This window comes from Litchfieldella xinjiangensis (genome assembly GCF_000759345.1).
Taxonomy (GTDB): domain Bacteria; phylum Pseudomonadota; class Gammaproteobacteria; order Pseudomonadales; family Halomonadaceae; genus Litchfieldella_A; species Litchfieldella_A xinjiangensis.
The window spans coordinates 1,491,147-1,502,417 of record NZ_JPZL01000001.1; the positions used below are offsets into that span (position 1 = coordinate 1,491,147).

At 62.5% G+C, this 11,271-nt stretch carries 12 protein-coding genes and 3 tRNA genes; 6 read left to right on the forward strand and 9 right to left on the reverse strand.

The window, feature by feature from the left end; genetic code table 11:
• Window positions 1–7: 7 nt before the first annotated feature.
• Together ccmB and ccmA are read right to left on the reverse strand one after the other, a co-directional pair.
• Complete coding sequence (gene ccmB / locus JH15_RS06940) at window positions 8–724, reverse strand: heme exporter protein CcmB (protein ID WP_043528288.1); 717 nt, start codon at window positions 722–724, stop codon at window positions 8–10.
• The gene (gene ccmA / locus JH15_RS06945; protein WP_043528290.1) at window positions 711–1,355 is read right to left on the reverse strand and encodes a cytochrome c biogenesis heme-transporting ATPase CcmA; all 645 of its coding nucleotides are present in this window, start codon (window positions 1,353–1,355) and stop codon (window positions 711–713) included. The genes ccmB and ccmA overlap by 14 nt, the downstream gene beginning before the upstream one ends.
• A gap of 213 nt (window positions 1,356–1,568) precedes the next feature.
• On the opposite strand from ccmA, the gene JH15_RS06950 reads away from it, so the two are divergent.
• From JH15_RS06950 to JH15_RS06970, 5 genes are all read left to right on the forward strand, one after another.
• The gene (locus tag JH15_RS06950) at window positions 1,569–2,039 is read left to right on the forward strand and encodes a LexA family protein (protein WP_043528293.1); all 471 of its coding nucleotides are present in this window, start codon (window positions 1,569–1,571) and stop codon (window positions 2,037–2,039) included.
• Window positions 2,039–2,656: an IMPACT family protein gene (locus JH15_RS06955; protein ID WP_043528296.1), complete on the forward strand. Its 618-nt coding sequence runs from the start codon at window positions 2,039–2,041 to the stop codon at window positions 2,654–2,656. The genes JH15_RS06950 and JH15_RS06955 overlap by 1 nt, the downstream gene beginning before the upstream one ends.
• 101 nt (window positions 2,657–2,757) lie before the next feature.
• Window positions 2,758–3,333 (forward strand): chromate transporter, encoded by a 576-nt coding sequence (locus JH15_RS06960; protein WP_043528298.1) that lies wholly within the window; start codon window positions 2,758–2,760, stop codon window positions 3,331–3,333.
• Window positions 3,330–3,860: a chromate transporter gene (locus tag JH15_RS06965; RefSeq protein ID WP_043528301.1), complete on the forward strand. Its 531-nt coding sequence runs from the start codon at window positions 3,330–3,332 to the stop codon at window positions 3,858–3,860. Before JH15_RS06960 ends, JH15_RS06965 begins: the two co-directional genes overlap by 4 nt.
• A 92-nt stretch (window positions 3,861–3,952) precedes the next feature.
• Complete coding sequence (locus JH15_RS06970; protein WP_043528304.1) at window positions 3,953–5,560, forward strand: gamma-glutamyltransferase family protein; 1,608 nt, start codon at window positions 3,953–3,955, stop codon at window positions 5,558–5,560.
• Between the two features lie 86 nt (window positions 5,561–5,646).
• Here JH15_RS06970 and JH15_RS06975 read toward each other — a convergent pair whose 3' ends face one another.
• The 3 genes from JH15_RS06975 to JH15_RS06985 all read right to left on the reverse strand — a co-directional run bounded on the left by JH15_RS06975 (window position 5,647) and on the right by JH15_RS06985 (window position 9,134).
• Window positions 5,647–6,969 carry a sodium ion-translocating decarboxylase subunit beta gene (locus JH15_RS06975; protein WP_043528307.1) on the reverse strand — a complete coding sequence of 441 codons (1,323 nt, stop codon included), beginning with the start codon at window positions 6,967–6,969 and terminating at the stop codon, window positions 5,647–5,649.
• 12 nt (window positions 6,970–6,981) lie between these two features.
• A complete protein-coding gene (gene oadA / locus JH15_RS06980; RefSeq protein WP_043528309.1) occupies window positions 6,982–8,817 on the reverse strand; it encodes a sodium-extruding oxaloacetate decarboxylase subunit alpha in 1,836 nt (611 codons plus the stop codon).
• Between the two features lie 65 nt (window positions 8,818–8,882).
• Window positions 8,883–9,134: an OadG family protein gene (locus tag JH15_RS06985; RefSeq protein WP_043528312.1), complete on the reverse strand. Its 252-nt coding sequence runs from the start codon at window positions 9,132–9,134 to the stop codon at window positions 8,883–8,885.
• Window positions 9,135–9,298: 164 nt separating this feature from the next.
• Between JH15_RS06985 and JH15_RS06990 the strand changes: the two genes are divergently transcribed.
• Complete coding sequence (locus tag JH15_RS06990) at window positions 9,299–10,249, forward strand: tRNA dihydrouridine synthase (RefSeq protein WP_043528314.1); 951 nt, start codon at window positions 9,299–9,301, stop codon at window positions 10,247–10,249.
• 214 nt (window positions 10,250–10,463) lie between these two features.
• Here JH15_RS06990 and JH15_RS06995 read toward each other — a convergent pair.
• From JH15_RS06995 to csrA, 4 genes are all read right to left on the reverse strand, one after another.
• Window positions 10,464–10,540: transfer RNA gene (locus JH15_RS06995), tRNA-Arg, on the reverse strand.
• A gap of 77 nt (window positions 10,541–10,617) precedes the next feature.
• A tRNA-Arg gene (locus JH15_RS07000) sits at window positions 10,618–10,694 on the reverse strand.
• Between the two features lie 43 nt (window positions 10,695–10,737).
• Window positions 10,738–10,830: transfer RNA gene (locus tag JH15_RS07005), tRNA-Ser, on the reverse strand.
• A gap of 191 nt (window positions 10,831–11,021) precedes the next feature.
• Complete coding sequence (gene csrA / locus JH15_RS07010) at window positions 11,022–11,219, reverse strand: carbon storage regulator CsrA (protein ID WP_043528317.1); 198 nt, start codon at window positions 11,217–11,219, stop codon at window positions 11,022–11,024.
• Window positions 11,220–11,271: the final 52 nt, after the last annotated feature.

An 11,271-nucleotide genomic window follows, 5' to 3' on the forward strand; every position in this document is an offset into this window, starting at 1 on the left:
TTACCTCTCAACCATTGATACTGATGCGCAGTGCCGCAGCAATGCCCCAGGGTGCCAACATCAGCGCCAGCGATAGCAGGGCGCCGAGAATCGCCAGGTGGGCGGCGGCACCGTCGCCCAGGATGGCTGCCTGTACCGCCCCTGCGCCGAAGATCAGCACCGGGATATACAGGGGAAGTACCAATAGTGACAGCAGTACGCCGCCGCGCGACAGGCCGACCGTCAGCGCTGCACCAATCGCGCCGATCAGGCTCAGGCTGGCGCTGCCCAGGGCCAACGAGATGGCCAATATCAGGTAGCTGCCGCCGGGCAGGCCCAGCATCAAGCCCAACAGCGGCGACATCAAGGCCAGCGGCAGCCCGGTCATCAGCCAGTGAACCGCCACCTTGGCCAGCACCAGCGCCGGGAGCGGCTGCGGTGCCAGCAATAACTGCTCCAGACTGCCATCGTCGTAGTCGGCACGAAACAGCGAGTCGAGCGACAGCAGCGTGGCCAGCAGGGCCGCCACCCACAATAACCCCGGCGCGATGGTGGTCAACAGGGCCGGTTCCGGCGAGATCCCCAACGGAAACAGAGTGATCACCAAGGCAAAGAAGACCAGGGGATTCATGATCTCGCTGCGTCGGCGAAGCATCAGGATCAGGTCGCGACGTAGCGTGGCCGCGACAGCGCCCCCCAAGCCACCCCGGGATTCCCGGATCGTCAGTGTGTCACTGCGTGGCATGACGCGCCCCCGTACCCAGAGGAATACGTCGTAGCTCTCCCAAAGGGGCCAGATCGTGATGCGTGGTAAGCAATACGCTACCGCCCCGTTGAGCATGGGCCAGTAGGCGCTGCTCGAGTTCGGCGACGCCCTCCCGGTCGATGGCGGTAAAGGGTTCGTCAAGCACCCATAAGGGACGCTGGATCAAGGCCAGACGCGCCAGAGCGATGCGCCTAAGCTGGCCCGCGGACAACTGGGCGGCAGGAATGTCCTCGAACCCCGTCAGCCGAACACCGGCCAACGCCTGCATCCGCTCGGCCTCGTTGCCCTGCTCGCCTGCCAGGGCCTGGTACCAGGCCAGGTTCTCGAGGGGTGTCAGCGCGGCTTTGACCCCCGGGGCGTGGCCCAGATAGAGCAGGTTGGCAAGAAAATCGACACGTACTCGGCGCATCGGCTCGCCACACCAGAAGAGCTCCCCCTGATAATCGGCCAGTTGCCCCGACAGGATCTTGAGCAGTGTCGTCTTGCCGCTGCCATTGGGACCTTCGATGCGCACGATCTCTCCGGCGCCGATCTCGATGTCCAGATCGGTAAACAGCCAACGGTCGTCTCGTTCACATGCCAGGCGCCGCGCCTCTAGGCGGAAGGTCACCGCACTCTCCAAACCGGGGATTCGCCGGCACTTTACATGGAATTAACAGGCCCCGCCAGACACGGCGGCTGCGTCAGCGGGTCGCATACAGGCCGCGCCATGTCTAGGCTTGCGGCGTTGAGAGCAACACCTAACATCGCCTTGCCATGCCCCTGCGAGTGCTGTAAATATCAACAGGTCTCCATGCGCCCCGATTCCCTCGAGGAAGAGCCCATGTCGCATACCGCTGCGCATTATCTGCAACGTATTGCCAATCTGCCGCTTTCCGATGCCTGGGAAGCGATCGACGCCACCGACCTGATCGAAGTGCCCATGCTGGGGCGGGTCTCCGCTGGCTTGCCGATCGAAGCCTGTCCCGACCAGGCCAGCGTTCTCATTCCGTCCCGCATGGTACGCCGTAATACCTATGCCCTTCGGGTGTGCGGCAACTCGATGATCGACAGTAACATTCATGATGGCGACGTGATCATCATCGAACGCCAGGAGAGCGCCGAGAATGGCGAAACCGCCGTGGTCCTGATCAACAGCCAGGAAGTCACGCTCAAGAAGCTGTATATCGAGAAATCGGGGGTGCGCCTGCAGCCGGCCAACGAGAGCATGCCGCCGATCTATCTGAAAAACGATGACATACAGGTGCTGGGACTGGTCATGGGTGTGATGCGCCAGCCTGCCACGGCTGCCTGATGGCCTATCCGATTCCTCGATTGGCCGATGGCGAGTGGCAGGAAACCACGCTCGAGATCGAACGCAGCCGCTTCATTACCTGGACCTGCCACGCCGAACGGGCGGCCGATTTCGAGGCCGTGCTGGCATCGGCACGCGCCGCGCATCCCGCTGCCAGCCATCATTGCAGCGCCTTCATTGCCGGGCCACCGGGCGAGCAGCAGGCGATCGGTTTTTCGGATGATGGCGAACCGGGAGGAACGGCCGGTCGCCCCATGTACCAGGTGCTCGAAGGCTCGGGCCTGGGCCAGGTCGGCTGCGTGGTGATTCGTTACTTCGGCGGCATCAAGCTCGGCACCGGCGGCCTGGCGCGGGCCTATTCCCAGGCCGTCGCCCAAGCGCTCGATACGCTACAAACGTGCCTGTTCACACCGCGCTCTCATTGCCAGCTGGCACTCGATTTCGCCGGCGAATCCGAAGCCAGGGCATGGCTCGAGTCGCGCAACGTGCAGGTGACAGCAGCCGACTATGGCGCCAACGGGGTCATACTGACCCTGGCCTGGCCGGACGATATGCCACGCGAGCTGGCGCCACTCGAGGCCCGCCTGCGTGGCCAGGTCGCGTGGCACACGCCCTGATGCTAACGGGCTGGTAATATAGCGCTGCCAAGGCTACCCCACCGATCTCGGGTGGCCAGGGTAATCGATTGATAAAACTATTCGTCTGCTCTGAGGCTGACATGTCACAAGCGCCCCATGCCCCCTTGTTCTGGGCTTTCCTGCGTATCGGCCTGCTCGGCTTTGGCGGCGGGCCCTCCATGATCCCCCTGGTACGCCAGGAAGTGGTAACGCGTCATGGCTGGATGGATGACGAGGCATTCGCCGATGTCCTCGCCATTGCCAATACCCTGCCGGGACCGATTGCCACCAAGATGCCGGGGTATATCGGCTATCGGGTGGGCGGGATCAGCGGTTGCTGTATCGCCCTGCTCGCCACGATCGGCCCCACTATCGTTGCCATGATTGCGCTGCTCGGATTGTTCACCCGCTATCGCGACGTCGGCTGGATACACGGCATGGGCCAAGGCGTGATTCCGGTCGTCATGGTCATGATGGCGCAGCTCACCTGGGATTTTGGGAATAAATCGCGCCTGGCGCTGGGGTGGTGGGTGGCCTTGGCGATGGCAGCGGTCGCCGGTGGGCTGATCTATTGGTTGGGCGTACATCCGGGCTGGGTCATCGGTGCGCTGCTGCTCGCCGCGCTCCTGAGTCCCCGCACGCTGCCCGACAACAAGGCCAAGGAGACCTCGCGGTGATCTACTGGCAGCTCTTCCTCGCCTTTTTCATTCCCAACATCATCGGCTACGGCGGTGGTCCCGCCATCATTCCCCTGATCGAGAATGAGGTCGTCGGCCGCTACGGCTGGATGGGCGCTCAGGAATTCGCCGAGACACTGGCTCTGGGCAACGCCCTGCCCAGCCCCATCGCGACCAAGATGGCCGGTTACATCGGCTATGACGTCGCGGGCATCGCCGGCGCAGTCGTCGCGGTATTCGCCACGGTCGTGCCCTCGCTTCTGTTGATGCTGGGCGCGCTGGGGCTACTCTACCGCCATCGCGACTCGCCGCGGGTCAAGCGTATGAGCCAGTGGGTTCGCCCGGTGATCGCGGTGATGATGGGCTGGCTGACCTTCAGCTTCCTGAGCGAAGGACTCGAGAATGCCGGCGTGATCCACATGGTCATCATTACCGTTGCATCAGGCCTCGCGCTGCTGCGCTTCAATGTCCATCCCGCCTTCGTCGTCCTTGCCGCCCTGGTTTATGGCGGCCTGTTCCTGGGCTAAGCCCCCGGTGGCAGCGCCCTTGCAGAAACGCAGCTAACAGGCCCGCAGGTCCAGTGACATGGAAGGAAAACAGACCAACAAGGAGAAGCGCCATGCACCATGATCCACTCTACTATCCCGGCCCTTCCCGGCGCATGGTGACCTACGGCAGCCGCGGCATGGTCGCCACGTCACAATCGCTGGCGTCCCAGGCGGGCATGGACATACTCAAGCGCGGTGGCAATGCGGTGGATGCCGCCATCGCCACGGCCGCCGCACTGACCGTGGTCGAGCCGACCTCCAATGGCCTGGGGAGCGATGCGTTTGCCATCGTCTGGATCGATGGCAAGCTCCACGGGCTCAATGCCAGTGGTCCTGCCCCCCAGGGCTTGAGCGTCGATGGAGTGAAAGGATTGGGCCACGAACAGATGCCCAAGCACGGCCTGCTACCGGTCACCGTTCCCGGCGCCCCCGCTGCGTGGTCTGCACTCTCGCAGCGCTTCGGCAGACTCCCATTCGACGAACTGCTGTTACCCGCCATCGACCTTGCCGAGCGGGGATTCGCGGTATCGCCCGTGGTTCATCAGATGTGGGACGAGGCTTTCCATGAATACAGGAGCTATGCCGAGGCCGTCTTCGCCCCCTGGTTCGAGACCTTCGCACCCGCGGGCCGGGCGCCGCAGCCCGGCGAGCTATGGCGCTCACCCGATCATGCCCGCACGCTGCGCGCGATTGCCGCCAGTCATTCCGACGCGTTTTATCGCGGCGAATTGGCCGAAACGATCGATGCCTTCTTTCGCGAGCATGGTGGATTCCTGCGCAAGGAGGATCTCGCCGCCTATGCCCCCGAGTGGGTCGAACCGGTCGCCGTCCGCTACCGCGACCATGACATCTGGGAGCTACCGCCCAACGGCTGCGGCCTGATCGCCCTGCAGGCTCTGGGAATGCTCGAGATATTGGGTCCGGACGGCTGCGATCCCGTCGAGACGCTGCATCGTCGCATCGAGGCCACCAAACTCGCATATGTCGATGGGCTTCGCCATATCACCGACCCCGGCGCAATGGGGCCAAGCGTCGATGACATGCTGACCCCCGCCTACCTCGCCGAGCGTGCTGGCTTGATCGGGGAGCAAGCCCTGGACCCCGTCCACGGCAACCCGATCCGGGGCGGCACGGTGTATCTCGCCACCGCCGATGGCGACGGCAACATGGTTTCGTTCATACAGAGCAACTTCAAGAACTTTGGCTCGGGCATCGTGGTGCCCGGCACGGGCATCAGCTTGCAGAATCGGGGCTGGTCGTTCTCTCTCGATCCCGCCCATGCCAATGTCCTGGCCCCCGGTAAACGGCCTTATCACACCATCATTCCCGGGTTCATTACCCGCCAGGGAAAAGCGTTGGGGCCGTTCGGGGTCATGGGTGGCTTCATGCAGCCGCAGGGTCACGTGCAGGTCGTCAGCGCGATGCTCGACGACGGCCTGAACCCACAGGCGGCCCTGGACCTGCCTCGCTGGCAATGGGTCGCAGGCAAGACCGTGGAGGTCGAGCCCGACTTTCCCGACCACCTGGCCCAGGCATTGATGCGACGTGGCCATACCCTCGTGAAGCGCGCCGACTCACTGAGCTTCGGCCGCGGCCAGATCATCGTCCGCGATCATGACAGTGGCGTGCTGTGCGCCGGTACCGAACCACGCACGGATGGCACCGCTGCGGCCTGGTGATGCTTGCTTACATCACGTAATGCGAAATATGGAAACGAGAAAAGGCGCCAGTTGGCGCCTTTTCTCATGAGAGCCTTACTAAAGGCTCAGCCCAGGTATTTGATCATCACCCCGGCCGCCACCGCCGAGCCGATGACACCGGCCACGTTGGGGCCCATGGCATGCATCAGCAGGAAGTTATGGGGATTGGCTTCCAGACCCACCTTGTTCGACACCCGCGCCGCCATGGGCACTGCCGAGACACCGGCGGAGCCGATCAGCGGATTGATGGGCATCCTGCTCATGGTATTCATCAGCTTGGCCATCAATACGCCACAGGCCGTACCAATGGCGAACGCCACGATGCCCAAGCCCAGGATACCCAAGGTCTCAACAGCCAGAAAGCGATCAGCGACCAGCTTGGAGCCTACCGATAGACCCAGGAAGATGGTCACGATATTGATCAAGGCGTTCTGGGCGGTATCCGACAGGCGCTCGACAACACCGCATTCGCGCATCAGGTTGCCGAAGGCGAACATGCCCAGTAGCGGTGCTGCGTCCGGCAGGAACAACGCCACCAGGATCAGCAGCAAGATCGGGAAGACGATCTTTTCCAGCTTGGGCACGGGACGCAGCTGGGTCATGACGATCTGACGCTCTTTGGCAGAGGTCAGCGCACGCATGATCGGTGGCTGGATCAACGGCACCAAGGCCATGTAGGAGTAGGACGCCACCGCGATGGCCCCCAGCAACTCGGGCGCCAGGATACTCGATACATAGATCGAGGTCGGCCCGTCAGCGCCGCCGATAATGCCGATGGCCGCCGCCTGGTTGAGCGAGAAGTCCATCCACCCGAGTGCCGAGAAGCCGACCGCACCGAGCAGCGTGGCAAAAATGCCGAACTGCGCCGCCGCCCCCAGGAACAGGGTGCGTGGATTGGCCAGCAACGGACCGAAGTCGGTCATTGCACCGACACCCATGAAGATCACCAGCGGTGCAATGCCCGAGGCGATGGCTACGCTGTAGAACTGATACAGCATGCCATGGGTGTAGCCAGCATCCATCGCTCGGTCGTTGGCTTCGCGATAGGCCTGAGGCGACAGGTCGCCGTGCAGCGCCTCGGTCACGGCATGGCGCCAACTGTCGAGGGTGGCACCGGGGTCGAGCCCGACCCCCAACGCACCGGCCAGTTGTTCGATCACACCGGGACGCGCCATATGCGCCGCTTGTTCGGCCGCGGAAAGCGCCAAGCCAGCCTCGGGAATATTGGCCAGAATGCCCCCGAAGCCGATCGGCACCAGCAGCAGCGGTTCAAAGCGCTTTTGGATGGCCAGGTACAAAAGTCCCAGCCCGACCAAGATCATCACCGCCTGCCCCAGGCTCAGGTTGTACAGCCCGGAGCCGTACCAGAGCGTCATTAACTTATCCATGTGGCGATGTCCTTAGAGCACGATCAGCGTATCGCCGACCGATACACTGTCGCCTTCCTTGACCTTGACTTCGGAAACCGTGCCGGCACTGGCCGCACGCACTTCCGTCTCCATCTTCATGGCCTCGAGGATGATCACCACATCGCCTTCGGCGACGCTGTCGCCCGGCTTGACGTGAACCTTGAAGATATTACCCGCCAGCGGTGCAGTAATCGCTTCGCCGGTCGAGGGCGGTGAACCCTCGTCATGGGACACCTGGGTAGACGTGCCCGATGGCGCGCCCGTACCGCTCTGCACTTGGGTGATGTCCCCACCCTCGGCGACCTCGACCACGTACTGCTTGCCGTTGACGGTAATGGTGTAGGTCTCGGGCTCGCCGGGTGCCGCCTGAGTGGCAGGCGCCTTCGACTCGCTCTTGGCCGGCAGCGTTTCCAACTTGCCGGGCGCCTCGGGGACCGGCTCGAAGGCATCGGGGTTGTCGCGGTTCTTGAGGAATTTGAGCCCGATCTGCGGGAACAGCGCATAGGTCAGTACATCGTCGATCTCACGCTCGCCCTCCTCGAGGCGAATACCTTCTTCCTTGGCCTTGCTCCGGAGTTCGTCGCGCAGACGGTCCATCTCCGGCTCGAGCAGGTCGGCAGGTCGGCAGGTGATCGGCTCGCCACCCTCGAGCACTCGATCCTGCAGCTCCTTGTTGAACTCAGCCGGCGCCGAGCCGTATTCACCCTTGAGCAGTGCCTGGACCTCCTTGGAGATCGACTTGTAGCGCTCGCCCATCATCACGTTCATGACGGCCTGGGTTCCCACGATCTGCGACGTGGGCGTCACCAGCGGGATGAACCCCAGGTCTTCACGCACCTTGGGAATCTCGGAAAGCACGTCGTCGAGCTTGTCGCCCGCGCCCTGCTCCTTGAGCTGGTTTTCCATGTTGGTCAGCATGCCGCCAGGCACCTGGGCCACCAGAATGCGCGAGTCGATGCCCCTCAGTGAGCCCTCGAAGGCCGCGTACTTCTTGCGCACCTCCCGGAAGTAGGCGGCAATTTCCTCGAGCAGTTCGAGATCGAGCCCCGTATCGCGTTCGGTCTCCTTGAGGATGGCCACGACCGATTCGGTCGGGCTGTGGCCATAGGTCATCGACATCGAGGAGATCGCCGTATCGACATTGTCGATGCCCGCCTCGACCGCCTTGACCGCAGTAGCCGTGGACATGCCGGTGGTGGCATGGCACTGCATGTGCACGGGTACCGAGAGCGCCTTCTTGAGACGCGACACCAGATCGAAGGCGGTATAGGGCGTGAGCAACCCGGCCATGTCCTTGATGGCCACCGAATGCGCGCCCATCGCCTCGATCTGCTGGGCGAGCTCGACCCAGCCTTCGATGGTATGCACCGGGCTGACGGTATAGGAAATCGCGCCCTGGGCATGGCCGCCCTGATCGACCACCGCCTTGATCGGCCGCTCCAGGTTGCGCGGGTCGTTCATGGCATCGAACACACGGAACACGTCGACGCCATTGGTGCGTGCCCGCTCGACGAACTTGTCGACCACGTCATCGGCGTAATGCCGATAGCCAAGCAGGTTCTGGGCCCGCAGCAGCATCTGCTGGCGCGTGTTGGGCATGGCGTCCTTGAGGGCACGAATGCGCGCCCAGGGATCCTCGCCCAGATAGCGGATGCAGGCATCGAAGGTCGCGCCACCCCAGGACTCGACCGACCAGAAGCCGACACGGTCGAGCTTCTCGGCGATCGGTAGCATGTCGTCCAGACGCATGCGGGTGGCAAACAGTGACTGATGGGCGTCGCGCAGTACGACATCGGTTATACCCAGCGGGCGTTGGGTCTCGCTCATGACATTATCCTTATCCATTCAAAGAGAAACGAACGCAGCGAAAAATCGTTTCGGCGCCACAAGACTCAGCGACGCCGCCGCTGGCGATAGCGATGCAGGGCGGCCGCGATTACCACCATGACGTCATCGTCGTCCCGCGCAGGGCTGGGTGTCCGCCCCGGCCTGGCATCCTCGCTCTTGGCCGGCTCCGGCACCAGGCGTCCCACGACCTTCGACATGATGCCGGTGACAATGACCAGCACCGTCAGGAAGACAAAAACAAAGCCCATACCAAAGGCCATCAGGTTCACGCCTTCCTGCAGCAGCTCCGTGTCCATGTTGTGTCGATCCCCTTGCTAGGCGTCCCACCCTGACTTTTCCCTGATCGGCGAGCGCATTTTGACTGGTACAATAACCTGCCTGAATTCCACGATAATGCAATGACACCATGGTTGAGTACGTTGTTAATTTACTACATAAGGGTCGCATCGGCCTAGCGCCCATGGAGGGCGTAATCGATGCCCATACCCGTCACCTGCTCACCGTCCGGCCCGGCTTCGACTGGACCGTGACGGAGTTCGTGCGTGTCGTGGATGCTCGCCTGCCGCCCAGGGTCTTCTACAAGCATTGCCCCGAATTGCAGCAGGATCGAATCACCACGCCCAGCGGCATTCCCGTTCACCTGCAGCTGCTGGGCTCCGATCCTGAGGCGCTTGCAGCCAATGCGCAGCAGGCCGTTCGCCTTGGCGCCGTGAGCCTGGACCTCAATTTCGGCTGTCCGGCCAAGCTGGTCAATCGTCACGATGGCGGCGCTTCCCTGCTGCGCGACCCAGCGCGTGTCGAACGCGCCGTCAGCGCCGTGCACCGCGCCGTCGACGGGGCCATCCCCGTCACCGCCAAGATCCGGCTAGGCTTCTCCCACCGGCGCCTGGCGTTGGACTGCGCCCGCGCAGCGGAACGTGGCGGAGCTTCCCAACTGGTCGTGCATGCCCGCACCCGGGACGAAGGCTACCGACCGCCGGCGCATTGGGAATGGATCGCCCGCATTCGCCAGCACGTGTCGATTCCCGTCGTGGCCAATGGCGATATCTGGTCACTACAGGATTATTGGCGAGCCCGTACATTGTCCGGTTGCGATGACGTCATGCTGGGCCGTGGTGCGCTGGCCGACCCCTGGCTGGCCTCACGGCTACGCCATTGGCAGCGCACCGGCGAGACATTGCCCCCCACACCGTGGCATGTTCGAGCCGACATCCTTTGCAGTTATGCTGCATTGCAGCGTAGCACACTTCCCAATCGAGTCGTGGTTTCCCTGCTTAAACAATGGTTGAACCATATGCGTGGGCGGGACCCGGAAGCCGCTCAGCGCTTTCAGCGCCTCAGGCGCCTGACGGATCTCGATACATTCCTGGCCGGGCTGGCTGAGGGGACGGCACAGGAGACCTCGCTCTGAGGCACTGAAGAGGCCCTCGGGTGGCATTAGCATGAAGGCACAGGCAAAAAAAAGGCGCCTCCCTGAGGGAGGCGCCTTGAACGATCGCTGAATCGCGGATCGACAGCCCTGTCGATCTTTACGATTCGCTAGTGGTAAAGGGCCTGGCGGCATGGCAAAGGTGGTGCGCCTTGGCCATACAGAAAACCCGCCCTCGAGAGGACGGGTTGATATCTGGCGCGCCCGGGAGGATTCGAACCTCCGACCACCTGATTCGTAGTCAGGTACTCTATCCAGCTGAGCTACGGGCGCTAACAACAGTTTTGAAACTATTCCCTGGGCTGACCAGGCATGCAAACCAATGAAGTGCTGTCTGCATGGTCAAGAGATGGCGCGCCCGGGAGGATTCGAACCTCCGACCACCTGATTCGTAGTCAGGTACTCTATCCAGCTGAGCTACGGGCGCGTGTCTCCGGCGTGTATCGATGACATTCCACCAGTAAAGAATGTGGCGGAGAGAGAGGGATTCGAACCCTCGATGGGGCTATAAACCCCATACTCCCTTAGCAGGGGAGCGCCTTCAGCCACTCGGCCATCTCTCCCTCATCAACACGGCGCGTATGTTACCGTTTCGGAAGGCCATTGTCCAATACTCGGGGCCATTTTTTTCTGACTGGCACAGAGCGGTCGAATCGAGACCTACCGGGGATCTCTGCCCCCAAGCGGCAATAAGCCAGTGAGAACCCCTTCTTCCCACTGGCTCATACTATTGCCCAGATCATGCGGACACCTATCATCCGTGGGACGTTCCGGTGTCGTCTTCGGTCTTCTCGCGCTGGATACGCTGGTAAATTTCCTCGCGATGTACGGCCACGTCCTTCGGGGCATTGACCCCAATTCGGACCTGGTTTCCCTTGACGCCCAGAACGGTGACGGTGATGTCGTCACCGATCATCAAGGTCTCGCCGACTCGGCGGGTCAGGATGAGCATGGCTGATCTCCTTCTCAGACTTCATTGCAACGGGATGCATTAGGCTTATGGG